Genomic DNA, 25061 nt, shown 5'->3' with positions numbered 1-25061 from the left:
GTGCATTATCATTGCACGCGGTGAAATCTGACAACGAAAGGAGCGTCCATGGCAGCGTTTCTCAACACCATGATCGAACGTGCGAAGGCCGATAAGAAGACCATCGTTCTTCCTGAAGGAAATGACGATCGCGTGCTCGAAGCAGCTCAGAAAATCGTCGACCAGGGAATCGCCGACGTCATCGTCATCGGCAACCCCGACGAAATCGCCCAGAAGGGCTTCGAATTCGACGGCGTGCGCGTCATCGACAACACGAACGACCCGCTGCGCGAAGAGCTTGCCGAGGGCCTGTTCGAACTGCGCAAGGCTAAAGGGATGACCCCCGAAGAAGCCGATAAGCTCATGGACGATGTCATGTATTTCGGCACGATGCTCCTGAAGACCGGCCGCGCCGACGGCCTGGTCGGCGGCGCATGCCATGCGACCAAGGACGTCCTGCATCCCGCGCTGCGCATCATCAAGACCGCCCCTGGTAGCAAGCTCGTGAGCTCATTCTTCGTCATGGAGGTTCCCGAATGCGCATTCGGCGACGGTGGAACCTTCATGTTCGCAGACTGCGCGGTATGCATCCAGCCTAACGCGGAGGACCTCTCCGAAATCGCCGTCGCCACGGCGAAATCCTATGAAAAAGTCATCGGCGGCCAGGCGCGCGTGGCCATGCTTTCCCACTCGAGCTACGGCTCCGTCAAAGACGCCGACACGGAGAAAGTGACCGAGGCGCTCGCACTCGCGAAGCAGAAGGCGCCCGAGTTCGCGATCGACGGCGAGCTGCAGGCCGATGCAGCGCTCGTCCCGAGCGTCGCTGCGTCGAAGGCTCCTGACTCCCCCGTCGCAGGCAAGGCGAACGTCCTCGTGTTCCCCGACCTCGACGCCGCCAACATCGGCTACAAGCTCGTTCAGCGTTTGGCCAAGGCCGAAGCCTACGGCCCGATTCTTCAGGGCCTCGGCGCTCCGATGAACGATCTTTCCCGCGGCTGCACCGCAGACGACATTCTCGGCGTCGCGGCCATCACCGCCGTTCAGGCCCAGGGCGAATAAAATTTCATAGCGAAATACCTGATGAGCGCCCATCCAAGGCGCAGCTGGATAACGAACACGCCGACTCGCACGATCGAGCCGGCGTTTTTTTGCGCGAAGATAGGCTTAGCGGGCAAAAAGAAGCGGGCCGAAGCCCGCTTCCCGATATGGCGATTTCCCCGAAGCGATTAAAGCTTGGAAACGATCTCGTAGGTATCCTGCGCGATCATAAGCTCCTCGTTCGTCGGAATGACGATGATCTTGACCGGGGAGTTGTCGCTCGAGATGAAGCGCTCCTTGCCGTGGTAGTCGCGGCGGTTCTTCTCCTGGTCGAGGATGATGCCGAGCGGCTGCAGGCCCGCGAACGCAAGACGACGCATGCGGTCGCAGTTCTCGCCGACGCCGGCCGTCAAGACGATGGCGTCCACGCCCGCCATCTCGATCATGTACTGGCCGAGGTACTTGCGAATGGAGTGAGCGTACATCTCGTATGCAAGAATAGCGCGCTCATCACCCTCTTCGGCGCCCTTGCGAACATCGCGCATGTCGTTGCTGATACCCGAAACACCCAGAAGGCCCGACTTCTTGTTCATGATTTCATTGATCTGAGCAGGAGTGAGGTCTTCGGCCTCCTCGAGGAACGGAACGATGGCCGGGTCGATGGCCCCGCAACGCGTTCCCATCATCAGGCCGTCCAAAGGCGTGAAGCCCATCGAGGTATCGACCGCAGTGCCATGGTCGACAGCCGAAATGGAGCAGCCGTTACCAAGATGGCACGTGATGATTTTCAAATCTTCGAGCGGACGCTCCATCAGTGCGGCGCAACGGGACGCGATATAGCGATGCGACGTGCCATGCGCGCCGTACTTGCGAATCTGATGCTTTTCGCACAGCTCGTACGGAAGCGGGTACATATACGCCGCCGGCGGAAGCGACTGGAAGAACGACGTGTCGAACACGGCAACCTGCGGCAGATTAGGAGCCAGGCGCTCGCACACACGAATGCACTTCAACGCGGGCGGGTTATGCAGCGGCGCGAGCGTGCAGAGGCTTTCGATCTTCTCGATTACTTCAGGAGTAATCAAGGCGGAAGAATCGAAGTAGTTGCCGCCATGCACGATACGGTGGCCGATGGCGTCGATCTGGTCGATCGAGGTGATCGTAGAGCGCTCGCTATGGATGAGGGCCTCGAAAACGATCCTCAGCGCCTCTTCATGGTCTGCCATGTACTGCGCGAAAATGCGCTCGTCCTTGTCGGCGCCGTGCTTGATGTAGGAATCTTTACTACCTACGCGTTCGCACAGGCCTTTGGCGAGCACTTTATCCTGTTCGGTATCGACAAGCTGATATTTCAGCGAAGAGGAACCTGCGTTGATGACGAGAATTTTCACGTGATACTCCCGTGTTCGAGCTTACAGGGCAGGAGATCCTGAGTTCATCGGCGCGCCGCCGAGAACATGGACGTGGATGTGATGGACGCTTTGCTGAGCGTCGTCGCCGGTGTTCACGATAACGCGATATCCGGACGAGGCGATGTCTTTGAGCTCGGCGACCTTTTTCACGGTATTGAAGAGATATCCCATCAGGTCGTCCGGAATATCGTCTCCGATATTGTCGTGGTGCTCCTTCGGGATGATCAGAGTATGGACAGGCATCTGAGGCGACAGGTCATCGAACGCGATGACGCGGTCGTCTTCGTAAACCACGGTTGCGGGAATTTCACCAGCGGCAATTTTGCAGAAAATGCAATCCGTCATAGTATGTATACCGCCTTTCTTCAACTTCTTCTACCACGCATAACGCATGACAGTGTAATGGAAAAAATCGAGAGCCTAAGAAAGAGTCGTGTCAGTGGTTGCATCGTCGGCGGGAGCGTCGAGCTGGCCCATAAGCACATCCACTTTCTGCTGCGCGTCCGCGAGGCGCTTCTTCAAGTCGGCAAGCAGAGCGACGCCGTATTCGTAGGACTTCAAACTATCCTCGAGCTCGAGCGTGTTGCTTTCGAGAACGGAGACCGTGCGATCAAGCTCCGCCATGGCTTCGCGGAAGCTCATCTGGTCAGTAGGACGAGGAGCGGTTTCGGTCATGATGCCTTCCTATTCCGCCGCACGCGATGCGGCAATATCGTCGATCGTGCATCGAAGCACGCCGTCTGAAATGGATACGTCGATTTCATCGCCCGGAGCGACCGCTTCGATGCTCGAGATCACACGGCCCTGGGAATCTTGCGCCATAGCGTAGCCGCGCGAGAGGACCTGCAAAGGAGAAAGGTCGTGCAGCCTGCCGGCGCGCAGCGCCAGTGCATGCTCAAACGGGTCGAGTATGCCGGTACCCCGACGGCTAAGACGAGCCGCCATCTGAACCAAGGCCTCCCGATCCTTTTCCAGACTTGCAGGCAAAGCGCGCGAAAGGCGCTCGTGCAGCATATCGACCGTCATGAGGTCCGTGGCGAACAGCTGGTGCGGGTCTTTGAACACCGGCCGCGTCTCATAGCGGCCGAGCGAAGCCTGCGCTCGACCCACCGTGCGCTCGAACGCCTTGCCCATCGCCGCCTGGCGGGATGCCAGCTCGCGACAGACGGCCTCTGCCTCGGGAGTCACACGCTCGGCCGCCGCAGTAGGCGTAGAGGCGCGCACGTCGGCGACCATGTCGGCGATCGACGTGTCGGGTTCGTGACCGATGCCCGTCACCACCGGCACGGGACACGCCGCGATCGCCCGCGCAAGCGCTTCGTCGTTGAACGGCATGAGGTCTTCGAAAGAACCGCCGCCACGCACAAGCAGGATGACTTCGCATCCAGCCTGCACGCATGCGCGAAGGGCTTCGATCATGCCCGCAGGCGCATTCGCGCCTTCCACCGCGACGCCGGCAAGCGAAAGCTTCGTGAGCGGAAAACGCCTGCGCATCGTGCGCATCACGTCATGAACAGCATCGCCGCGCGGGGACGTGACCACACCCACGTGGGCGTTCATATGCGCAACCGAACGCTTGCAGGCCGGATCCATAAGCCCTTCCTGCTCGAGCTTTCGCGCAAGCTCTGCGACGCGGCGGCGCAGCTCGCCTTCACCTGATACCGACACCGAAAAGACGTCGAAATTCATCCGGCCTTTCGGTGCATAGAGCGTGAAACGGCCCGTAAGCTCGACCCGCTGCCCCACTTCGAGCTTCACGCCTGACTGGCGGTATCGGTTGAGCCACATCATGCAGGGAAGCGACGCGCCGGCGTCTTTCACGGTGAAATACACCGCCTTATAGCCGGCCTTGGCATTGACCTCGGAAACTTCGCCGATCAACGTGAGTGTAAGCGACTCGAGAGAACTCTTCGCAGCCTGCATGGCTTCCGAAACGGAAAGAGGCCGCGAGGACGCGGCCTCTTTCCGAGCTGATCCTTGAGAGGACGCTTGAGAGAGCAACATGATTAGTCTTCCGAACGCGTGGACAACACAAGGTAAAGAAGCTGCAGCAAAGCCGTCAAAGCGGCCGCGACATACGTCAGGGCGCATGCGCGCAGAACGGAGTACGCACCCGACAGCTCGGCCTGGTTCATGCCCGAAGCCTGCAGGTACGTAAGGCCGCGACGCGAGGCGTCGAATTCGACAGGCAGCGTAACTAGCTGGAACAGCAAAACGGCGGCGAACATGACGATGCCGATCTTCATCATGGCGGTTCCGCCGGCGGCGCCCATGACCAAGCCGAGCATGAAGATGATCATCCAGGCATTGGAGCAGAAATTCACAACAGGCACGAGAGCGCTGCGAAACTTCATGAACGCATAGCCCTCGGCATACTGCTGGGCGTGACCCATCTCATGCACGGCGGTAGCGACTGCGGTGATGCTGTACTGGGCATATGAATCGGTTCCCAACGTAACGGAGTTGGAACGGGGGTCGAAGAAATCCTGGTTCGGGCCGCCGCGATGCACGGCAACGTTGGGGATTCCGCTGTCGATCGACATGCGACGGGCCATCTCGGCGCCGGTGATGCCGTACGAACTGGGAACATGGCTGTATTTTTTCAGCTGTCTGGTAACGTAGATCTGAGCGCCGGCACCGATGACAAGCGTCAGAATCATAACGGCGAAATAGAGGCCCATGCCTCCGGAAACTATGGGCATTAGATGCTCCTTCTCGAACTCGAACCGGCCGTTGGTTGTGTCGGTCGGTAATTGTAATCGAACAAAAGTACCCTCGCGCCTAGCGTGTCCGATTCGTAACCTGAAACGCCATATTTCATTGCCACGTCACATAACGCCCCCGTTACGCAGCCGAAAACCGACATTTTCAGGAAGTGGCGCATTTCTTGGCATGCAGTTTGGCACATCAACGCATAAAAACCATGCGAAGAAGCGTCACGAGGGAGCCGACGATACCACGAAACGGCGCGTGCGATGGGGTTAGAGCCGCTTTCTTTCGAATAGACCTATCGAAAAGAGGAGCGGTAAGAAAAGTTCGATGAAGTTGCGATCCGGTTCGCCATCAGGTTCAAGGAATGGCGATTCGGATGGAAGCGTCCGAAAACGCGGCTCCGCCTGAATCTTTCGAATCCCACGGCATAAACGAGGAAGGGGGCGCGGTGGCAGTCAGCGATGCGCAGAAGCGCGCCAAATCGAAGTACCGCAAAGAGAGCAACAGTTCGCCGTGAGGTCCCCTCGCCGAAGCGGACGCGTGAAAGCATCTCCAGGTGCAGCCCAACAAGACCAGACACAGCAGGACAGCGATACGCGACAGATAACCGCATATTTTTGACGCTCTCCCACGTCGAGGATACGGACCGGCGGGTCTTTGATCCGCTCGATCGATTCGGCGGTCACTGTCAGGGCCTGGGCGTCGGCCTGCTGCTGCGCCAGCGCGTCGTACGCCTTGGCCTTGTCGGCGTTGGCCTTGCTGCGCTCCTCCCACTTGCGTGACTGCGCGACGGCCTGCTCGTACTTCGCCTGCCAGTCCACGGCGGGCGGCTCCTGCGCATCCTGCGCGGCCTCCACGGCCTCGATGGTCTCTTCGGGCATGTCGGCCCCCTTCCTGCGCCGTGCGGCGCTTCGTCTCGCCCGTGCGGGCATGGAAAAGGCCGCCCGGGGGCGGCCATGTATGAAAAAAGCCCCGTGCGGGGCTGGATTCACTCGTAGATTGGCCGGGGCGGCGGGATTCGAACCCGCACGTGCGGCTTAAGAGGCCGCCGCGCTATCCGCTGCGCCACGCCCCGGCGTATTGGCTATCTCTTCGCCTTGTCGTAGACCTCGGTCGCCAGGACGACGGCGAAAACCAAGGTGAAAAGCACCGCGTACGCAATAGACGGCGCGAGCACGAGCGGCCACGGCCACCCGATCTGCCCCGTGAGCTTCAGACCCACGAAAAGAATTTGCAGGCCGACCATCAGGACGCTGAGCGGGTCCATGCCAGATTTAAAATCTTTCGCCATGTCTTCATCCTTTCGCGTTAGGGCATAATCTTTCAGGTACAGATGGAGGTGTCAAATGAACCAGTTCTCCGGAATGGAAAAGAAGCTCGACTCAATCGCTTCGGCGGTGAAGTCCCTCGATAAAACGAGCGGAAAAGCCGCGAGCGAGCAGAAGGCCGAGCGCAAGCGCGCTCCGATCGACGTTGACGCACTCACGTCGGAAGAAGTGGAGGCGCTAAGGCAGCTCATAGAGCATGAAAGCGACCTGATGGAATACTCGTCGGCTCGAATCGCCGCAGGCGGGGAAAAGGTCAGCGGGATGTATGCGGAGTTCAACAGACTCGGCCTCGCCGCCGTCGAAGCGGGCGGCCGATGCGTCGCGCTCCTCCCGATGGCGCACTGGGCCGTCGAAAAGCACGACCAGCGTTCGCGCGACGCCGAGCTTGAAAGAAAGGCGCAATGGAGACATGACGTCGTCGTAGCGTCCGTGAGCACGGCCATCGGCGGAGCCCTCGGCATAGTCGGAACGCTTCTAGGCGTTCTCGTCGGCTAGCATAGCAGGAAATGCTTGAGCGCGAATCCGCATGCGAACCCAATCGCAAGCTGGACCGACCCCGCCAACAATACAGCGATTAGCCATGAACGCCTGCCCATCATCGCCTCCCTTCATGACGGAGATACGAAAAAGGCTCCTCATGGAGCCTTCGCGTCTGGCGCGGCCCGATCGCGAGTTGAGCAGACCAGACAGGGACGCGGCGGTCAACCGCGAATGCCCCTCTATCTTCCGTCCTCTTTTTCATCGTGAAGAACCTGCATGACAGTCATGAAATGAAAAGTGGTGAAAACTAGTGCTACAATACGACTGCGGCTAACCACCACCCTGGATAGAGAGATGGTTAGCCGTTTTTTATTCTCAAAATCGTTTCCGTCTTTCTTCACGATTATGAATTCTTTTACGCGAAGTGCCTTGGACTCGAGCCTTGCCCTCCGTTCGATGTGCTCGAAAGGAACGCCATCGTTTCTGTAACGCAGGCTTAGAACCAGCCGCGTTTCGGCGGTTTTGTCCCCAGCCCCCGCCATTGAACCGCAGTCATACGGGTTTCTGAAGTTCCCAATGGCGGACCTGAATGCGTCCTCTACAAACTGGGTTGCTTTCTTCTCGTCGTATTTGCCCGCGAATACGGCCCGCTTGTCGCACCTCGGGCTCTTAATGTCCCACATTGCGCCATCCATCTCTATGTCGGGATTTGTCACCCCTTGCAAGACCTTTCCGCTTTTCGACACTGCGCTGCTCGGACGAACTACCACAGCTATGCCGTTATTTCTCAGGCTGTCATGCACAAACAGGTCACGCCATTCGGGTGGCTCGACCAGTCTGCCGTTTTTGCTCCTGACCAGAATAAGATCATGTCTTTCGTAGCTTTCGGGAGCGGAAAACCTTCCAATACTGTCGCGCGGGCACAGCGAATAATCCGTATCTGGCACCTTGCCCGTCATGAACCATTCGGGGTCGCGCCTGCCTATCTCGGCCGACACGCGCTTGCTCAGGAACGCGTCGAGCGCGTCGCCCGCCCTGCCGCCGTGCTTCGCGACATACGCGTCCCGCTCCTCCTTCGGCAGCGCGTCCCATTCGCGGCGAACGCCGTCGCGCCCTCCGATGGCGTCTAGGCACGCGTTGTAGCGGTCGTACATCCCGTCGGGGTCGTAGCCTTCCACCGACCCTTCGTCCCATTGCGGGACGATCCGGCAGTCGCAGTTCGCGTGCGTGTGGGATGCCGCCTCCTTGGACCACGTGTTGAACCCGAAGGACGCGAGCATGAGGCAGAACGGGCACGTCTCGCGTCCGCTCGGCACCCTCGCCCACCTCGGCTTCGCAGGGTCTTTCGCGGCGTTCTCGACGATAGAGTTTGCCGCCGCCTTCTTCATCTCGACGTCCACGCGCCCGAGCACCTCGCGGTCAAACCGCTCCTTCGCGCCGCCGTCCACGACGACCTGCACGAGCGCGCGCACGGCGCCCTGCACGGCGCCCATGTCGAGCCTGGACAGAGCGGCGGCTCCGATCGCCTCGCCCGCGCACAGCTCGCGGGCAGCGTCGTAGAAGTCTGCGGCGGCCTGGGCCGAGGCGTCCGCGTAGGCGGGGAGGACCGACGCAAGCGCCTCGGCCACTATCTCCCGGCACCTGGCCACGTTGTCAGGAGTCCACTCGATGGCCTCCAGCACTTCCAGCACCTTCGCCTGCGCGTCGGCGCTGATCGCGTTCACCTGCTGCGCGAGGAAGTCCAGAGCGGCGCGCGGAATCGTCGCCACGCTACTCGCCCGCCTTCGCGCCGCCCATGATGGCGGTCAGCGCGCGGCGGTTGGCGTCCGCGTCCAGCTGGCTGCGGACGCTCTCGACCTCGGTGGGCGTGAAGCCCATGTTGGACAGGAACTCGCGCGTCTGCGCGAAGCCGTCCATGACCCCGGCGATCTTCACCATCGCGTCGGCGGTGGCGGCGAGGCTGGGCCTCATGGGGTTCCTGAAGTTCGGCGTCACCGACAGCTGCTCGTCGGTCAGGCCGTCAAGCGTCGTGTTGCCGCCCACGGCCATTGCCATGAGCGCCACGTTGTGCATGGCCTCGTCCACCAAGTCGCGGTAGTAAGTCGCCAATGAAGTCGAAGCCGTCCATGCGGACGCGCGCGGATACGCTGGTGACCGCCTTGGACGCCCAGTCGCAGCGCGCCCACCCTCACGTTGTCAGGGATACTGTCCACGCCGATCAAGGGCGTCGGCCGTTTGGCCCCGTAATGCTTTGTTGCAAGCAGCTCGTTTCGCGGCTCCCCGCCACATCGAAACGCGCGTAATGACTCCCTACGTCTCGCTCCCGTCGACGATTTCAGGAAAAGGAAGGCCGACAAAGCCTATCGAACGGACAAAACGTACCTTTTGCGCACCTAGGAACGACGCTTTGCAACCTTCAACATGCCGTCTTCAATCCCCAGCATAATCTCACCGCGCATCAAGGCGAGCAGCTCCTCGCCCACAAGATGCCTGCGCCATCCCTTGAGCACATCCACCTCGTCGTAATGGCCGCGGACGACCTTCGCAAGGTCGGCATGCGACGCCAGCACGCCGAAGGCAACGCCGGCCTCTTTCGCCCTGATTTTCACGAGCGAATAGAGCAAATCGACCTGAGGATCGACGTTCGGCTCGCTCTTGAAAGACTTGTTCAGCTCGGGCCATTCCTCTTCGGGGACGTCGAGGCCTTGCTTGCAAGCGGCCAGCGCGCGGCGAGCATCATCGGTCTTGAGCGCGTTGGAGACGCCCCTGACCATGAACAGCTCGTCGAGCGTGCGGGGCTCGCGCTTGCAGATTTCGACGACCTGCTCGTCGGTCAGGATCCACTTACGCGGGATGTTGCGTTTCATAGCGGCCGTTTCACGCCACGCAGCCACTTCGCGGGCCGCAGAAAGCTGACGCTGCGTAAGCTGGTTCACGCGCTTGAGGCGCTTGAATCGTTCGTACGGATCGACCTTGTAGCGCTCGGGATCGCACAATTCCTCGAAATCGCGGTCAAGCCACGACAGGCGTCCGAGCTTCTCGAGGCGCGCCTTCATGGAACGGTAGATTCGAGGCAGATAGATCACATCGTCGAGTGCATATTGAATCTGCGAATCGGTCAGGGGGCGGCGGCTCCAATCGGTAAAGGAGTCGGCCTTCTTCAGCTTCACGTTGCATTCGTTGAGCACCAACGACCCGTAGCCGATTTGAAGCATGTCACCAAGCAGCGATGCGGCAATCTGGGTGTCGAAGACGGGCTTGGGAATGACGCCCATCTCATGGACGATCAGTTCCATGTCCTGGCCGGCGGCATGAAAAAGCTTGACGATCCTTTCATCGACGAACAGTTCGGCCAACGGAGACAGGTCCTTTACCCTGAACGGGTCGACCGCCACGCTCTCATCTTCAGTGGCAAGCTGAATCAGGCACAGCCTGGGCCAATAGGTCTTCTCCCTCAAAAACTCCGTATCTACGGCAAGAATCGGCGATTTCTTCGCGCGCTCGACGAATTGCTTCAACTGCTTTTGGTCGGTGATGTACAACGCTTTTCCTTTGAATCACGGTAATCGGGCAACAATATGCGGCTGGAATTATAATATGGTAGCGAAGAAAGGAGGCCGACCGCCGTGAAAGTGCTCATCATCAACAATCTCGCATCCGGATACCGCGAAGGATCCGTATACGATTTCATGCGCTCGTTCGTCGAAGACGGCGACGAGGTATGCCTGCGTTCATCCGACGGAACCACGTCGATAGACCGCCTTCTCGACGACGCCGAAGACTTCGATGTGGTCGTCGCCTCAGGCGGGGACGGCACCATCGCCACCGTGGCCTATCGCCTGCGAGGAACAGGCGTGCCGGTGCTTCCCTATCCCGCAGGAACAGCGAACCTTCTCTCGCTCAACCTGCTCGAGCCCAACGAGCCCCACGCGCTGGCGAAGCTGGCCCGCGGCGGCAAAACCCTCGATTTCGACATGGGCGAAATCGAGCGGGATGGAAAGACCTTCGGGTTCATGATCATGGCGGGAGCGGGCTATGACGCCACCATCATGGAGAGCGCCGCGCCCAACAAGAGGCTTTTGGGGCCCGTCGCCTATTTCCTGGCCGCAGGTTCGAACATCGCCCCCCAGCACTCCAAGATCGCGCTCGACATCGACGGCGAGAAGGTTGAAACCGAAGGCATGGGCGTTCTGCTAGTGAATTTCTCTCAGATTCAGTTCGGCATTCCCGTCACCCACTGCAATCAACCGCGTGACGGCGAACTCGGCGTCGTGGTGCTGAAGGCGAAAAACGCAGTCGAGCTGCTGCCATCGGTGTTCGCAGCCATGCTCGACCGTGACGGCCGCTTCCCCGATCGCGGCGACGCGCTGGACATCTATTCCGGCAAGCATATCGAAGTGGCGGCCGACCCGGCATTCGAGATTCAGTACGACGGCGAAACGACCGGTACGACCACGCCATTCATCGCGCGCGCCCTGCCGCAGACCGCCCGTCTGATCGTCTCGGACGAGGCATACGAGCTGTTCAAGTAAGCGCCCACCAGTCATCTAGCAAACGAACGAACACGTGCAAGCACGAAAAAGGCGCCCGGGAGACCGGGCGCCTTTTCTACGTCGGGCGCTATTTCTCGGAATCGGAGGGGCGGTCGTCCTCGACCGTCTCGTAACCGATTTCAATGGGCTCGTTCAGCGAACGCTGAGCGGTCGCGCTGGCGAGCACCTGCTCTCGAAACGTCTTGGCATCCTCGCCGTCGACGGGAGCCATAATGTAAACGTTGCCGCCGATGAAAATCGGGGTGGCCTGCGTCGAAGCCGGTTGGGCGGCATCGACGGAACCAGCGGCCTTCGCGCGCTCCTCCTCGATGCGCTCGAGCATCTCGGCTCGAACGGTCTCGATCTGAGCGGCAGTCTCCTCCTGCCAACGGCTCTTCTTCCAATCGACGAAGTTCTTGTTGTAGCGCATCTGAATAAGTTCGAGCACGATGCAGAACACCATGGCGAAGTACACGATTAGCTTCTCAAGCGGCATGTGCAACAGCTCGATGCCCGTGTGGAAGCCGGCGCTGTCGATCACCAGCAGCGCGCCGATGGCAACGATGAAAGTCAGAGCGAGCATCTTCATCTCGGGATGGCCGTTGATGAAGTTGGAAATGGGGTCGATGAAAACCATCATCATGACGACGGCGACCATGACGGCGATGATCATGATGATCAGGTGGTCGGCCATGCCGACCGCAGTGATGACCGAATCGATGGAGAAGACGACGTCCATGACCATAATCGTCGCGATAGCCTGGGGCAACGTGATCATATGCAAAGCTTTGTGCTCGTGAGAGTGCTCGGCCTTGACTTCGGTAAGACGCAGCATATCGATGATTTCGGAAATACCCTTATATATCAGATACGCGCCGCCCAGCAAAAGCACGAGGTCGCGCATCGAGAAGCCGTGGTTGTACACGCCCAAATCAATCGTGAACAACGTCGCGGTCATATGCACCAGATACGAGGCGAAGCACAAGAACACGATGCGCATGATCAAGGCGCCGGCAAGACCGAGCTTGCGGCCGATATGTTGCTTTTCTACGGGAAGGCGATTCGTGGTGATAGAGATGAACACCAGATTATCGATGCCGAGCACGATTTCGAGGAAGATCAGGGTAACGAGGCTGATCCACGCTTCAGGCGTTGTGAAAATGGACAGGTCCATTCCGCTCCTTTCAAACAGTCCGGAGCAAGAACCCGTGCATGACGGCGACTCCGGCACAACCGATACTATACGGGCACGCTGCCCGCGAGCTGTACCATGAGTCTCGTTAAGACAGACGGCGACAAACTCGACGGGGCGCACGCGCCCGACCAGGCATTATAGACAGCTGCAAGCGGCGAAAGCGTCCGAAGCGGCCTAATAATCGTGCATTTAGGATATGCCTGGGATATTTACAACGGCGAGAATCATACCGGGAATGGAGCCTCGTCGGGCATGCCGGCACCGTTTCGACACTTTGAAGGACGGAGGCCGCGCTGCGTGTAGAACATCGCCGAAGAGTCCCCGCGACGGCACGTCCGGCGGGGACAAGCGGGGGTCGCCTACCACGGCGGCCCCTTCGCGTTTCTCGGCTGCTTCGTCCACGCGGCGCATATACGGCCGCCTGCCGCTCGCCGAAAACACCCTTTCGCCAGACAAAGATGAAGTTTAATATACTCATTTTTATAAACACAGCGAGCATGAAAGGAGCTGATGATATGGCAGACGTAACCGACGTCGCTGCATACATACTCGAAGAATGCGGGAGCCTGTCCACCATGAAGCTCCAGAAGCTCGCATTCTACAGCCAGGCGTACCACCTCGTAAGGACCGGGAGCGAGCTGTTCCCCGAGGACTTCCAGGCCTGGGCGAACGGCCCGGTGTCGCCGGCCCTTTTCTCGAGGCACAGGAAGAGGTTCGTCATATCGCGCGGCGCCTTCGGCGAGCGCAACGCTCCGTCTCGTGACGAAGCGGCGTCGATCGACCACGTCCTGTCGCGGCTCGGCGAGTATAACGGCTCGCAATTGAGCGATATGAGCCACAAGGAGGCCCCGTGGCTCAACGCCCGCGCGGGATGCGCCCCCGACGCGCGGTGCAGCAGGGTCATTCCGAAGAGCGTCATGAAGGCGTTCTACGGAAGCCCTTCGGCAGCTTCCAACCCCGTTTTCTCATGACTGCAAGGTTTTCCAAGAAGGACATCAAGAGGGCCGGCGAGAGAATAGCGACGGCACCAGACCTGGCAAGCCCCGAAGATGTCGAAATAGTCAATTACTGGCGAGAGGTGCACAAGCACCCGCTCCAACGCCTGTTCGAATCCGCAGGGAGCATACCAGGCGGACTGGTTGCGGGACGGATAAAGAAATACGACACGATCGTCGACAAGCTGCGCCGCGACGGAACGCCGCGCAATCTCGCGACGATGTACGACATAGCCGGATGCAGGGTGGTTCTCGACGATATGGAATCGTTCGAGAACGCCTGCTCCATGGCGGCCTCGCTCGACGGGTGCAATCTCGACAAGTCGTCGAACAGGGACTACATCGGCAGCCCCAGGCAAAGCGGATATCGATGCAGGCACTACATATTCAAATACGAAGACGATTCGCTTGGATGGGACCTGTGGGCGGAACTCCAGGTGAGGACGGCGATGCAGCACGCATGGGCCACGGCCGTCGAGATGTACGACCTCGCGACCGGGAGAAGCAGGCTGAAGTACGACGAGAAGGGCACATCGGCCGCGCGATTCTTCCTGGCCGCATCGAAGCTTATAGCCGCCCACGAAGAGGGAGGGGCCGACGGGGCCGTCTCGGCGATCCGCGGGGAATTGGAGAAAGCGGAATCCGAGGCCCACGTCATAGAGGTGCTGGATGCGGCGTGCGAAGCAAGCAGCATAATCTCGGAGCAAGCGCCTTTGCAGACGAACGAGTACGTCCTCGTAGACCTCAACACGGAGGAGCAGTACCTGTCGATATCGGGAGTGCCGGCGCAAGGGGCCGTCGACGAGTACATCTCCAGGGAGAGAGACGGAGGCTGCCACAATTACGTTTTGGTGAAGGCGTCGTCGATCGACCAGATCAAACGCGCTTATCCGAACTATTTCGGCGACATATCGGCGTTCACTAGGTTCGTCGGGGGTTTCATAGGCTGAACGGAATTGCCATAGGCGCGAACAACAGGGTGCACCAGATTGTTTCATCGACCGCCATTCGTGGCGGTCTTTCGCGTTTTCATAGGCGAAAATACCAGGTCGATGCGGAGAAATATAGGGCATCCACTTGCATTATTATGGTACTTGCCCTATAATATAGACATCGAGTTGAGAAAGGAGGTGATGCAGGATGGAAGAGATGATGACCGCGATCGTCTCGGCTATCGTCGGCTCCGTCGTCAGCAAGGCGGTGGACCTCATAGCCGAAGCGGTTGCAAGAAGAAAGGCCTCTAAGCAGCCCGGAAAGCACGCAAGGAGGCCTTAAGAACCAGGGGGGAGCCGTTGGAGCGGCTTCCCCGCCGTTCCAATCTTACACGAAAGGAAAAGCGCAATGAAGACCGCAATCATAGCCTTCACGGTCTCGTTCATCGTCTCGACCGTGATCTACAGAATGAACCGCCGGAAGAGGAACGGAGAATAGCCATGGCCACCGAAGCCCAGAAGAAGGCCACCAACGCCTACCGCGCCGCCAACGTGAAGAACGTCACCGTGAAGTTCTTCCCCGCCGACCGCGAGGTCTACGACTGGATGCGCGAGAACGGATACAGCGGCGCGTGGGTGCGCGAGCTGATACGCCGCGAATACGAGCGGGCGAAAGGCGAATAGCCCGCATCCGGGCATGAAAAAAGAGGGGGCGCCGAAGCGCCCCCTTGCTCGCGTTCCCTGGTAAGTCCCCATCGCCTTTCCTGACGCCCCTAGGCGGGCGCGGCGCACATCGACTTGATCTCGGCCAGCTCTTCCGCCCCGATTATCTCGAGCGCCCACTCGTCGGGGACGTGCAGGACGTACTCCCCGCCCTCGCCCGACGCCTTCCAGTAGCGCGGCCAGAACCAGGCGTTCGCCAGGGCGCGCGCCTTGTGCATCGGGCAGATGAACGTCGCCCTCTTGTCGGCCGTGCCGAACACCTCGTAGTTGTACGCCGAGCACCATGCGCAGCCCTTGGCGATCGGGCAGAAGAAGCACTCGTCGGTCGACTGGGAGCGCCGCGTGATGCGTCCGAGCCTCTCCCAGCACGCCGCGCACTCGGGCGTCCGCAGGATCCCGTCGTCGACGTTGCCTATGACGAGCGGCGGCCTCTTCCCCGCAAGCGACATGTCCATGTACCTGATGCACGGCAGGATGTTCCCGTTCCAGTCGCATGCGATCATGAGGCCGGTCCCTCCGCACCAGTTGTCGTTGTCGGCCGCGTCCATCGGCACGAACAGCCCCTCGTCGAACATCGCGAAGTAGAGGTCCTCCATCGAGACCCCGTCCGCGATGATCTTGCGGCCGATCATCTTCAGCTGGCGGTAGAGCTCGGCGGCGTGGTCGGCCGTCCAACCCTCCTCGTAGACGCAATTTGCGTGTATGTCGCGGTATCCGGCCGCGAGCATGTGGCAGAAGGCATCGTAGAGCCTGTCCACGTTGCCGGGCGCGATGGTGACTTTCGACCCCATGTAGTTGCCGCGCGACATCCAATCCGTCGCGGCGTCGTAGGCGAGGTCGTAGCTCCCCTCCCCGGTGCCCGCGAACACGCGGCATGCGTCGTGCATCTCCCTCGTCCCGTCGAGCGTCACCGAGAACGACAGCACGTTCTTACGGCGTTCCAGGAACCTCTGCACGCGGGGGTCCCTGTATGCGACGCCGTTCGAGCAGATCGAGACCATGAACCGCTCCCCCCATGGATGCCCCATGAGGAAGCACTGCTCCTGGAAGTAGTCGACGATGCGCTCGATCAGGTCTATCTCGAGGAGCGGCTCGCCTCCTATGAAGTCGAGGACGACCGCGGGGGTGAGCTCCTTGTTCGCATACAGCCCCATGCCCTTCTCCTCGCGAAGGAGCAGGTCGACGAACTTCTTCGCGGTCTCGAACGACATCCTGTCGCCGCCCTTGTTGTGCTCGTAGCAGTACGTGCACCTGAGCTGGCATGCGTTCGTCACGCAGAACGTGATGCTGCGCGTCAGCCCCGACAGGTCCTCCTTCGCGTACTCGGGGAACAGCCGGGCGATGACGTCCTGGTACTGCGGCGCCGACCTCATGCTACGCCACCGTGCATTCGCAGGTCGCGAAATCGATGGTCCAGTTCTCGCCGGAAATCCCGTTGTCCTCCGCGAACCTGGTCTTCGCGGCCTCGTACTCGGCGGCGGACTTCTCGTAGCCCGCCATGAGGCTCGCGAACGGCCTGCCCTCCACGACGGACGCGTCGGCGTCCGCGGCGTGGGCCGTCACGACGTAGTCGATCAGGTTCATCTTGCCGCGCGTCTCGTAGGTGAGGCGCTCCAGATAGTCGACCACGTCCTGGTCGACCTTGAATTTCTTCGCCATTCGGCGCTCCTCTCTATCCGCTCGACCCCTCGCAGGAGCCGAAGCATGTTCCGGAACACGTCGCCGAGCACGACGTTGTGCAGCTCGACAGGCACGAGCCGGAGCATCCCGACCTGCATCCGCTGCTGCACCCGCTGCACCCCGAGCATCCGCTTCCGCAGCCGCTGCATCCGGAGCAGGACGTCTTGCAGCTCCCGCCGCACGAGCCCGAGCACCCCTTGCACCCGCTTCCGCATCCGCTGCACCCGCTGCAGCTCGAGCATCCCTGGCAGGTCCCGCTGCAGCTCGAGCACCCGATCGCGCAGCCGGAGCAGCCCTTGTTCTGGCCCGAGCCGCACCCGTACCCGCAGGACGAGCTGCATCCCGTCCCGCAAGACCCCGAGCAGGACGTGCACGACGAGCACGAGCTGCTGCATCCGGAGCACCCGGAGCATCCCGAGCACGACGAGCAGCTCGTCGCGCAGGACGTCGAGCACCCCGAGCAGCCGCTGCAGCCCGAGCACGACGTCGCGCACGCGGAATGGCACATGCCCGAGCACGCGGCGCGGCAGCTCGACGCGCCTGCGGTCGGCGACTCCCCCTCGAGCCTGCCGACGAACGCGACGGCTTCGGCGATGCCGCGCACCGTCCAGTCCTTCCTGTTCTCCGACAGCGAGTTGTCGGACCCGAAGTCGTTGACGCGAAGCAGCGCGTCGAAAACGGGCGACGCGTCCGACCTCGACGCCGCGCTCCCGGCCGACACGACCGTCGCCGACGGGACGTGGCCCGACAGGTCGCCGTTGTGGCTCCTCCTGGCCATCTCGGCCCTTACGCGCCTCTTCAGCTCGTTGAAGGACGCCGCCGACAGCGCCTCGCCCGGCATCTAGGACACCCCCGCGAGCATGTTCGCGAACCCGTCGCGCCCGTCGGGGTCCGGGCCGACGAGCTTTCCGACGACGCTCCCCCGGTCGGACGGGCCGGCCGCGCGCACGGTGCCGCGCCGCGTCGCCGCGAGCAGGTCGCCGACGGCCGCATGGCCCTCGACCTCGACGGGGACGCGCCCCGCGAGCGCGACCGCCACGTAGCGCTCGTCCTCGGGGTCGCCGCCGCCGCCGATGAGGTGGCCGTACCGGTCGGACGCCACGCCGACGGCGCGCGACGGGTCGCCCGAGGCGCGGACGAGGCCGTCGTCGCCCTTCGGGCCCGCGTCGCCTTTCGGCCCGGCCGGACCCTGGGCGCCGGGCGCCCCCTGGTCGCCCTTGGGCCCCTTGAGGGATCCCTTGTTCACCCACTGCATGGCGCTACTCGTAGATGTAGAAGTCGCCCGTCGTCACGTCGACGTACGCCTGGCCTTGGACGCCCTGCTGGGACGGCGCGCCGCTGCCTGCGGATACGCCCGGGCCTGCGGGACCCTGGGGGCCTGCGGGACCGGCCGCGCCCGCCGGGCCTGCTGGGCCGCGCTCGCCCGCCGGGCCTTGGACCTTGCCGACGTTGTTCCATTTGGAGCCGTCCCACACGTGCATGTCGCCGCCGACGAGCCACGCGTCGCCCTCGGCGTTTCCGGAGCCGGGCAGCTCGCCGACCGACGGCTTCGATCCCTTGATGGACACGCCCTTGCCGTCCTTGCCCGGCACGCCCTGCTCGCCGCGCGGGCCCTTGACGCTCGCGAGTCTCGCGCCAACTCGCGCGGTCGAGCTGCCCCCGTTGACCGATTCGACCGAGAACACCGAGCCGTCGGCGTCGACGATGGTGTCGCCCGCCTGGATGCCCTCGGAGGGGACGATGGAGCCGTAGGCGACGTCGGAGCCGCCGGACACCGAGGTCTTCGCGTGCCGGATCGACTTGCCGGCCGCGCCCGCGGGGCCTTTCGCGCCCTGGTCGCCCTTGGGGCCTTTGAGGTTGCCCTTCTGAACCCATTGCTGAGCCATTTCCCTACCTTTCCGCGAACTCCCAGAGCTCGCCCGTCTCGCCGTCGACGTACAGGTCGCCGGTCCTTCCGCCTATCGACGGACGCCCGTCGCCCGCCGATATCCTCGTCGCATGCCCCGCCGCCTCTCGGCATTCCTCGGCGAGCCGCCTCCATTCGCTCTCGGTCGGGTCGCCCGGGGCCGTCGCCTCGCCGGCGTCCATCGAGCGCAGGCAGCGGAACGGCCTCGCCATGTTCGCGTGCTTGAGCAGCACCCCCTGGGCGCGGCCCTCTATGCCGACGCGCACCGCGCCCGGCTCCGCGAGGCATTCCCACGGCACCACGTAGCCGTCGGGCCCCTTGGAGGCCGTGCGCATCGCGCCCGACCCCTCGAACGCGACCGTGACGGTCAGGCCGTCCCATTCCGCGTCGAGGTCGAGCGCGACGGCGTCGCATCCGACGGAGCCCTGCACCATGTCGAGGTCGTCGCAGTCGGCGCGGCGGTCGCGCACTTTCACAAGATGAACCCGCATCGCGCCCCCTCTCGCTACTCCTTCGGCACGATCGCGTCGAGCTTCTCGGCGATCGCGTCGAGCTTCGCGTCCATGTCGGCCTGCTTCTTCGCCATCCATTTGACGTGCTCGTGCGTGGTCATCTCGTAGCCGCGGCCCGTCGGGTCGTCTTTGCGAAGGATCTCGCGGCTCGCCCAGTGGAGCGCGTTGAAGCAGTTGTCGCTGTCCCCGTAGGCGTATCGCCATACCTCTTCCGCAGTGGCCATGTCCCGGCCTCCTTCCCCTATTCCGAACGCGGCGAGGATTCCCGCCGCGAGTCCGTCGATGTCCGAATTGAACCTGTCCAGGTCGCCCGCGTTGCTGATGAAGCCGCACTCGACGAGCCTGTACGAATACCCCCGCGCCGCCGCCCTGTTCGGGTTAGCGAGGTCCGTGCGCCCGACGACCGTGTTCGCGCGACCCGGCATGAACCAGCCGAGGAACGACGCGATGGCGCGGTCGTAGGCGTCCGGCGCGTAGCGCCCGTTCACGACCACGTGCCCGCCGCGCGCCGACGCCGGGCCGCTGTCCATGTGCAGCTCCACGATCTGCACGTCGCGCGGCAGCGACAGCGACGATATGCCGCCGTCCGCGTAGTAGTTGCGCGAGAAGTCGGCCAGAGCGACGGCGTCGCCTCCCAGCGCCTTCATGCGCGACGCGAGCGCGCGCACGCGCTCGGCCTCGGAGAACCCGTGGGCGCACGCGCCGGGGTCGCCCGCCCCGTGGCCCGGGATGACGAGCATCCTAGGCATCGCCGCCCCCTCTCGCCTTGAGGCTCGACGCGCCGATGAGCACCGCGACGGCGGTGCCGGCGATGCCGAGCGTGGCGCTCACCTCGTTCGCCATCGGCAGCGACCACACGGCCGCCAGCGCCTGGTACGTCCAGGACAGCGTCGGCAGGGCCGCGAGGCCGATCCATTTGAGCGCCTGGTAGGCGCGGTCGGGGAGCCAGTACCTGGGAGCCTGGCTGATGTCGTTCTCGTCCATGATTCCTCCTAGTCCCTCGCTTTGGCTATGTCGATGATCTCCACGACGCCTGCCTCGATGCGCGCCGTGCGCTCGTCGATCGCGTTGACGCGCTGGCCCATGTGCGCCGAGTTCGCCCGGCTCGTGTCCAGCGCGGCGTTGAGCGCCGTGGTCTGGGCCGTCAGCGCCTCGATGGCGCGCGTCTGGCCCGCCTGTATCTCGAGCTGCCGCTCGGTGAGGCGGATGCGGTCGCGCGCCTGCGCGTCCTCGTCGGCCTGGCTCTTGACGTCCAGCTCGAGGCGGCGCTTGTCTATCTCGCTCGCCGCGTTCTTCGCGTCGCGCCACACGGGCAGGACGTACTTTCCTACCACGAACGCGAGCGCGACGATTCCCGCCACGCCGACGATCCATTCGCCGCTCGAATGGGCCACGGACTGGCCGACGCTCGCCCAGAACTCGCCGGTCGGCTCCATCACGCACCCCCTTCCTCGAGGACGTCTTCCGCGCCCTCGTACTCCGGCAGCGTCTTGAGGTACTCGTACGCGTCCACGACGCTCATCCCGGGCGTGTAGGGCAGCACGTGCCACGTCGTCCAGACATAGCAGCCGCCGCCGTCTTTCTCGCGCTCCCTCGCCTCGCGCGACGGGCACGACGCGACCTCGACGGTCGATTGGACGTTCGTCACGCATCCGACCGATACGATACGGTGGTACGACACCTCTAAGCCGTTTTCGAGCGTTAAAGATTTCGAAAGCGCCATAGTCACCTCCTAAAGCATCCAGCCTATGACGGCGCGGATGTAGTGCGCGCCGTCGACGGTCACGACGCTGTTCCCCGTGATGTTCGCCTGCTTCGCGTCGCCTCTCGTGATGGTCGATCCCGTGAGCGTGACGTACTCGGCCGAGATGTACGCGGCGTTGTACGCGCCGCTGCCGACGGCGCGCGACAGGCAGGACCTCGTCCCGTTCTTGATTCTGCCGACGCCCGACCCCGACGGGTTTCCGCAAACGCGGACGGCCGAAAGCCTCCCCGCGTCGTCGGCGAAATGGATGTCGACGGCCGTGAACAGGGACACCTCGCGCGACAGGCTCACGGTCCCCGTCGTGCCGCTCGAATTGGCGTACAGGCAGACGCCGCCGAGCACGGTCCCGCGAAGCGCCGCAGCCGCCATCGGGACCCCGCCGCCTCCGCCGGACACGCGCGCGCCCGCCGACGACGACAGGTCCACGTGGCCGTTCCCGACCGTCACGACGGCGTCGCCGGCCTGGCTCCGCATCGTGAGCGCCGATTTGGCGGTAGTCATGTACGCCCCCGCGCTCTCGGTGCCGACCTGCGTCACGACGGCGTCGGACGCGTCGAGCACGTCGAACGTGCCGCGCGTCGACAGGCGCGCCTTCCACTGGCTCTGCGACTTGCCGACCGTCACGCCCTCGTAGTCCTGGCGCACGAACGCCGACACGAACGCGTCGTGCTCGGCCCAGTCCGCTTCGCGGAACGAGCCCGAGGCGCGCGCCGTCGTGCACACGTAGCAGCGGCCCTCGGCCGGCTCGACGCGCACGTCCCCGCGCGAATACGGCGGCGCTGGCTTGCCGACGAACGTCTTGCCCTTCTCGTTCAGGGACTTCGTGAAGGTGGCGGTTATGTCCTGCTCGGTCTGCGTGAGGTCGCTCGACGTCGCGAAGGACTTGGCCTCGTCCTTGGTGGTGTAGGTCGCGGCGACCGTCTGCGAGAACGCCTCGATGCCCTTGGCGACCTCGCCGTTCGCGGACGCCGTGGCCTGCCTGACGGCCTCTGCCTTGACGGCCTCGCCCTTCGTGTCGATCGAGGTCTCCAGCTCCGTCTTGGCGTCGTTGATCTTGCCCTCGGCGCTCTCGTCGGCCTGCTGGAGTATCAGGGACGAGATGGGCAGTACGAGCGATTGCGCGCCGAACATGAGGATCGCGACGCGCTGCCCCGCCTTCATCGCGAAGTCGACCGCGTAGGCGCCCGGCTCCGAATCGCCGTCCACCAGGATGTCGGCGACCATGCGCCCGCCGTCGAGGCGGGTGTCGCCCGCCACGGTGCCGCGCGCGACCGAGGCGCCGGCAGACGCACCCGCGCCGCCGCCGTAGCCCCGGCCGCCGCCGGACGAGCCGCCGTACAGCAGCGCGCCGTGCTCTCTCCTCGTCCTCATCCTATCGACCTCATCTTCGTCCTCGTCATGCACATGGGCGCCAGCTCGTCGCAGGCCATCTCGGTGACCAGGCACAGCGAATCGACAGGCGCTGCGTAGTCGCCTCGGTTGACGTACCTCACGGCCATGCCGGGGCGCAGGCCCGGCACTCCCGCGTGCTCTATCTCGTAATACACCGCGCCTCCGCAGTGCTCTTCGAGCCACCCCGCCGCCTTCGCCTGCAATTCCTCGCGCGGCAGCGCCTCGCCGACGCGCTCGACGTAGGTGACGTGGCGCCCGATGCGCTCGTACGAGAACGGGTGCGTAGGAGCGAGGACGGCGGCGGCGCTTGCCGATTCCTCGTCGGTCGACGTCCAGAACACCGCCTTGTTGTAGGCCTCGCCCTCGTCCTCGGACGAGACGAACCCGGGGCGGTATATGCAGTTGCGCCCGGCCTCGAACGTCCACGAGACGGGTCGGGCGGACGGCGCGACGTACGCCGAAAGCTGCACCTCTCCCGCGTCGGTGGCCGACAATTCGCCGCCGATCCACCCCGCGAGCTTCTCGACCATCTCCAGCTTGTTGACGCCCGCCTCCCAGTGCATGTCCATCGTGTGGACGCGGTCGGTCGGAGCGCCGGGACCGAGCGTGAAGACCCCGCCGTCGGCCTCTACGATCTCGCGGATGATGGCCGACACGTTGTCGCCCGGCGCGTAGGTGTGGACCTGCTGCAGGTAGTCCTTGGAGTGGCGCAGCAGCGTCGAGTAGCAGTCCATCGAGCGCGACGCGCGGCCGTGGAGCGCCTTCATCGACTTCGACGCGGCGAAGAACGTCCCCATGGTCTCGGCGTAGCGCTCGCCGCCGACCTCGACGACGTGGCGCAGCCTGAGCATCGAGTCCTTCGCGAGGTCGTCGAGCACGGCGATGGTCGCCGAGGCCTTGGTCTCGGTGTAGAGCGCCCACGTGACCGACGAGCCGCGCGGGTCGATGGCAACCGGGCCTTTGTCGGCGAGCGTGAAGGGGTCCACGAGGCGGCATTCGTACGTATCGACGCGCCCCGAGCGACCCCAGTCCGCGTCTGGCACGAGCATCAGACCACCTCCTGGCCGCTTATGCTGGCCTCGGTGACCCTGCTGCCGCACGATTCCGCCGTCTTGACCGAATCGACCGCGAGCAGGTACCGCTCGCCTCCCGGGAACCTCGCGACGACGTATCCCGCGTCGCCCAGGGCGCGGACGTCCGCGAGCGTCGCCTTGCCGTCCCACGGCACCGACCACTTGGCGGTCACCGACGCCTCGCCGCCCTTGCCGAACGCGACGGACGGACGCGGGCGTCCCGCGAATTTGACCACCTCTTTGTCTCGCGACGCGCCGCGGTCCCATTCGAGGTTATAGGCGGCCTTGACCTGCCTGCCGACGCGCTCGCCCGTGGAGTCCACGGGGTCGAGCAGGGCGACGCCCCGAGACGGCACCGTGACCGTCTGCTCGACGATGCCGCCCGTTCCGCCCGTCGCGGTAGACCCCTGGATCTGGATCGTGACGGGGACGTCCAGCGGCGGGTACCGCAGCATGACGGTCGGCGAGAGCTTGTCGGCCTCGGCGCTGTCGAACTCGGTGCCGCCGCCTTGGATGGTGACCTGCCAGGAGTCGATCGGACCGCCGCCTTGGCCGGAGTCGCCGACGCCGACGGAGATGGAGCCGTCGGGGTTCACCACGACGCCGCCCGTCGGCCTGTTCGCCGAGCCGTTGCCCGACACCGCGACCTGGCCCGACCATTCGCCCCATTCGAGCTGGATGTCGCGGTACGCCGCGTTCCAGCGTATATGGAGGTTCACGCTGTCGCCCTCCTGCAGAAGCTGCTGCAGGGCCGATTTCGGCACGGTCACCCAGCCGAACCTGTCGACCTTGCCCGCCTGGTTGCCCCACGAGCGCGCGAGCACGTCTCGCCCGCCCTTCGTGAACGACAGGATCTCCCAACGGTCGTCCTTGCGGGTCCATCCCGGCGCGGAATATGCGATGACGAGCCAGTCTCCCTGCATGTACATGTCGTCAACCGAGAACTTCGGATACGCCCCGATGAAGAACGTGTACACGGAGCACTGGTCGTCCTGGTACCCTCCTGGCTTGACGGACGTGATGCGGACCTCCGCCTTTATCTGGTCGTATTCGCGGCTTTCGTAGCTCCAGACGCCGTTCCCGGTCATCGTCGACACGTCCGCGATCCGCGAAAGCGCTATCGACCAGTGAAACATGTCGTCGGCTTTCGACGTGGTCGGGCCGCATGAATCGGCGGCGTGCTCGGTCGTCTTCCACTGAGACCATGGCGTGTACATCCCTTCGCCCTCGCCCGTGCCGCCCTTCGGAATGCCCGTCCACCGGAACTCGAAGCGGAAGGTCTTGTTCGCGTCGAGCCCGTACCACGTCGCCCAGCGAAGCGACGGCGAGACGGGCGCGGCGCCCGACACGAGCCGGACGCCGTTCGCGTATCCGTCGGCGGGCTCGATCGTCACGTTCTCGAGCAAG

Annotated in this window: 31 protein-coding genes and 1 tRNA gene; 8 read left to right on the top strand and 24 right to left on the bottom strand. The window is 63.2% G+C overall.

Features of this window, described 5'->3' with window-relative positions; genetic code table 11:
* Positions 1-48 precede the first annotated feature (48 nt).
* Positions 49-1038: a phosphate acetyltransferase gene (pta, locus tag Q6E04_RS05255; protein WP_303249756.1), complete on the top strand. Its 990-nt coding sequence runs from the start codon at positions 49-51 to the stop codon at positions 1036-1038.
* Positions 1039-1205: 167 nt separating this feature from the next.
* Here the strand turns inward: pta and Q6E04_RS05250 are convergent, their stop codons facing one another.
* The 8 genes from Q6E04_RS05250 to Q6E04_RS05215 all read right to left on the bottom strand — a co-directional run bounded on the left by Q6E04_RS05250 (position 1206) and on the right by Q6E04_RS05215 (position 6432).
* The gene (locus Q6E04_RS05250; RefSeq protein ID WP_303249755.1) at positions 1206-2408 is read right to left on the bottom strand and encodes an acetate/propionate family kinase; all 1203 of its coding nucleotides are present in this window, start codon (positions 2406-2408) and stop codon (positions 1206-1208) included.
* Positions 2409-2429: 21 nt separating this feature from the next.
* Positions 2430-2774 (bottom strand): histidine triad nucleotide-binding protein, encoded by a 345-nt coding sequence (locus Q6E04_RS05245; RefSeq protein ID WP_303249754.1) that lies wholly within the window; start codon positions 2772-2774, stop codon positions 2430-2432.
* Between the two features lie 75 nt (positions 2775-2849).
* Positions 2850-3104, bottom strand: a complete 255-nt coding sequence (gene xseB, locus Q6E04_RS05240; RefSeq protein WP_303249753.1) for an exodeoxyribonuclease VII small subunit — start codon at positions 3102-3104, stop codon at positions 2850-2852.
* A 9-nt stretch (positions 3105-3113) separates the two neighbouring features.
* On the bottom strand, positions 3114-4433 hold the full coding sequence (xseA, locus tag Q6E04_RS05235; protein WP_303249752.1) for an exodeoxyribonuclease VII large subunit: 1320 nt from the start codon (positions 4431-4433) through the stop codon (positions 3114-3116).
* Between the two features lie 2 nt (positions 4434-4435).
* Positions 4436-5131, bottom strand: coding sequence for a zinc metallopeptidase (locus Q6E04_RS05230; RefSeq protein WP_303249751.1), 696 nt, complete (start codon positions 5129-5131; stop codon positions 4436-4438).
* 465 nt (positions 5132-5596) lie between these two features.
* Positions 5597-6022, bottom strand: coding sequence for a hypothetical protein (locus Q6E04_RS05225; RefSeq protein WP_303249750.1), 426 nt, complete (start codon positions 6020-6022; stop codon positions 5597-5599).
* A 119-nt stretch (positions 6023-6141) separates the two neighbouring features.
* Positions 6142-6216: transfer RNA gene (locus Q6E04_RS05220), tRNA-Lys, on the bottom strand.
* Between the two features lie 9 nt (positions 6217-6225).
* Positions 6226-6432 carry a hypothetical protein gene (locus Q6E04_RS05215; RefSeq protein WP_303249749.1) on the bottom strand — a complete coding sequence of 69 codons (207 nt, stop codon included), beginning with the start codon at positions 6430-6432 and terminating at the stop codon, positions 6226-6228.
* Between the two features lie 55 nt (positions 6433-6487).
* Here Q6E04_RS05215 and Q6E04_RS05210 point away from each other — a divergent pair, with 55 nt between their 5' ends.
* On the top strand, positions 6488-6964 hold the full coding sequence (locus tag Q6E04_RS05210; RefSeq protein WP_303249748.1) for a hypothetical protein: 477 nt from the start codon (positions 6488-6490) through the stop codon (positions 6962-6964).
* A gap of 224 nt (positions 6965-7188) precedes the next feature.
* Here the strand turns inward: Q6E04_RS05210 and Q6E04_RS05205 are convergent, their stop codons facing one another.
* The 3 genes from Q6E04_RS05205 to rnd all read right to left on the bottom strand — a co-directional run bounded on the left by Q6E04_RS05205 (position 7189) and on the right by rnd (position 10491).
* Positions 7189-8718 carry a hypothetical protein gene (locus Q6E04_RS05205; RefSeq protein ID WP_303249747.1) on the bottom strand — a complete coding sequence of 510 codons (1530 nt, stop codon included), beginning with the start codon at positions 8716-8718 and terminating at the stop codon, positions 7189-7191.
* Between the two features lies 1 nt (position 8719).
* Positions 8720-9058, bottom strand: coding sequence for a hypothetical protein (locus Q6E04_RS05200; protein WP_303249746.1), 339 nt, complete (start codon positions 9056-9058; stop codon positions 8720-8722).
* 284 nt (positions 9059-9342) lie between these two features.
* Positions 9343-10491: a ribonuclease D gene (gene rnd / locus Q6E04_RS05195; RefSeq protein ID WP_303249745.1), complete on the bottom strand. Its 1149-nt coding sequence runs from the start codon at positions 10489-10491 to the stop codon at positions 9343-9345.
* Positions 10492-10575: 84 nt separating this feature from the next.
* On the opposite strand from rnd, the gene Q6E04_RS05190 reads away from it, so the two are divergent.
* The gene (locus Q6E04_RS05190) at positions 10576-11481 is read left to right on the top strand and encodes a diacylglycerol kinase family protein (RefSeq protein WP_303249744.1); all 906 of its coding nucleotides are present in this window, start codon (positions 10576-10578) and stop codon (positions 11479-11481) included.
* Between the two features lie 88 nt (positions 11482-11569).
* On the opposite strand, the gene Q6E04_RS05185 is transcribed toward Q6E04_RS05190, so the two are convergent.
* Complete coding sequence (locus Q6E04_RS05185) at positions 11570-12655, bottom strand: TerC family protein (RefSeq protein WP_303249743.1); 1086 nt, start codon at positions 12653-12655, stop codon at positions 11570-11572.
* Between the two features lie 536 nt (positions 12656-13191).
* On the opposite strand from Q6E04_RS05185, the gene Q6E04_RS05180 reads away from it, so the two are divergent.
* The 4 genes from Q6E04_RS05180 to Q6E04_RS05165 all read left to right on the top strand — a co-directional run bounded on the left by Q6E04_RS05180 (position 13192) and on the right by Q6E04_RS05165 (position 15287).
* Positions 13192-13647 (top strand): Panacea domain-containing protein, encoded by a 456-nt coding sequence (locus Q6E04_RS05180; RefSeq protein WP_303249742.1) that lies wholly within the window; start codon positions 13192-13194, stop codon positions 13645-13647.
* The gene (locus tag Q6E04_RS05175) at positions 13644-14621 is read left to right on the top strand and encodes a RelA/SpoT domain-containing protein (RefSeq protein ID WP_303249741.1); all 978 of its coding nucleotides are present in this window, start codon (positions 13644-13646) and stop codon (positions 14619-14621) included. Before Q6E04_RS05180 ends, Q6E04_RS05175 begins: the two co-directional genes overlap by 4 nt.
* Positions 14622-14811: 190 nt before the next feature.
* Entirely contained in the window at positions 14812-14946 is a 135-nt protein-coding gene (locus tag Q6E04_RS05170) for a hypothetical protein (protein WP_303249740.1), read from the top strand.
* A 158-nt stretch (positions 14947-15104) separates the two neighbouring features.
* On the top strand, positions 15105-15287 hold the full coding sequence (locus Q6E04_RS05165) for a hypothetical protein (RefSeq protein ID WP_303249739.1): 183 nt from the start codon (positions 15105-15107) through the stop codon (positions 15285-15287).
* 89 nt (positions 15288-15376) lie between these two features.
* On the opposite strand, the gene Q6E04_RS05160 is transcribed toward Q6E04_RS05165, so the two are convergent.
* Both Q6E04_RS05160 and Q6E04_RS05155 read right to left on the bottom strand, forming a co-directional pair.
* Positions 15377-16699, bottom strand: a complete 1323-nt coding sequence (locus Q6E04_RS05160) for a radical SAM peptide maturase, CXXX-repeat target family (RefSeq protein WP_303249738.1) — start codon at positions 16697-16699, stop codon at positions 15377-15379.
* 1 nt (position 16700) lies between these two features.
* Positions 16701-16985, bottom strand: coding sequence for a hypothetical protein (locus Q6E04_RS05155; protein ID WP_303249737.1), 285 nt, complete (start codon positions 16983-16985; stop codon positions 16701-16703).
* A gap of 77 nt (positions 16986-17062) precedes the next feature.
* Between Q6E04_RS05155 and Q6E04_RS05150 the strand changes: the two genes are divergently transcribed.
* Positions 17063-17851, top strand: coding sequence for a hypothetical protein (locus Q6E04_RS05150; RefSeq protein ID WP_303249736.1), 789 nt, complete (start codon positions 17063-17065; stop codon positions 17849-17851).
* On the opposite strand, the gene Q6E04_RS05145 is transcribed toward Q6E04_RS05150, so the two are convergent.
* Genes Q6E04_RS05145 through Q6E04_RS05100 form a run of 10 tightly spaced genes read right to left on the bottom strand, consistent with a single transcriptional unit; the run spans position 17848 to position 25060 of the window.
* Entirely contained in the window at positions 17848-18261 is a 414-nt protein-coding gene (locus tag Q6E04_RS05145; protein WP_303249735.1) for a hypothetical protein, read from the bottom strand. The genes Q6E04_RS05150 and Q6E04_RS05145 overlap by 4 nt on opposite strands.
* Positions 18262-18265: 4 nt before the next feature.
* On the bottom strand, positions 18266-18892 hold the full coding sequence (locus Q6E04_RS05140) for a hypothetical protein (RefSeq protein ID WP_303249734.1): 627 nt from the start codon (positions 18890-18892) through the stop codon (positions 18266-18268).
* Between the two features lie 4 nt (positions 18893-18896).
* Positions 18897-19403: a hypothetical protein gene (locus Q6E04_RS05135; protein WP_303249733.1), complete on the bottom strand. Its 507-nt coding sequence runs from the start codon at positions 19401-19403 to the stop codon at positions 18897-18899.
* 14 nt (positions 19404-19417) lie between these two features.
* Positions 19418-20173 carry an N-acetylmuramoyl-L-alanine amidase gene (locus Q6E04_RS05130; RefSeq protein WP_303249732.1) on the bottom strand — a complete coding sequence of 252 codons (756 nt, stop codon included), beginning with the start codon at positions 20171-20173 and terminating at the stop codon, positions 19418-19420.
* Entirely contained in the window at positions 20166-20408 is a 243-nt protein-coding gene (locus tag Q6E04_RS05125) for a phage holin (RefSeq protein WP_303249731.1), read from the bottom strand. Before Q6E04_RS05125 ends, Q6E04_RS05130 begins: the two co-directional genes overlap by 8 nt.
* Positions 20409-20416: 8 nt before the next feature.
* Positions 20417-20863 carry a hypothetical protein gene (locus tag Q6E04_RS05120; protein ID WP_303249730.1) on the bottom strand — a complete coding sequence of 149 codons (447 nt, stop codon included), beginning with the start codon at positions 20861-20863 and terminating at the stop codon, positions 20417-20419.
* Complete coding sequence (locus Q6E04_RS05115; RefSeq protein ID WP_303249729.1) at positions 20860-21147, bottom strand: hypothetical protein; 288 nt, start codon at positions 21145-21147, stop codon at positions 20860-20862. Before Q6E04_RS05115 ends, Q6E04_RS05120 begins: the two co-directional genes overlap by 4 nt.
* 9 nt (positions 21148-21156) lie before the next feature.
* On the bottom strand, positions 21157-22560 hold the full coding sequence (locus tag Q6E04_RS05110) for a hypothetical protein (protein ID WP_303249728.1): 1404 nt from the start codon (positions 22558-22560) through the stop codon (positions 21157-21159).
* Entirely contained in the window at positions 22557-23630 is a 1074-nt protein-coding gene (locus Q6E04_RS05105) for a hypothetical protein (protein ID WP_303249727.1), read from the bottom strand. The genes Q6E04_RS05110 and Q6E04_RS05105 overlap by 4 nt, the downstream gene beginning before the upstream one ends.
* A complete protein-coding gene (locus Q6E04_RS05100; protein ID WP_303249726.1) occupies positions 23630-25060 on the bottom strand; it encodes a hypothetical protein in 1431 nt (476 codons plus the stop codon). Before Q6E04_RS05100 ends, Q6E04_RS05105 begins: the two co-directional genes overlap by 1 nt.
* Position 25061 lies beyond the last annotated feature (1 nt).

Source organism: uncultured Slackia sp. (genome assembly GCF_959608125.1).
In the GTDB taxonomy this organism is placed as follows: domain Bacteria; phylum Actinomycetota; class Coriobacteriia; order Coriobacteriales; family Eggerthellaceae; genus Slackia.
This window is presented reverse-complemented; position numbering and strand designations above follow the sequence as displayed.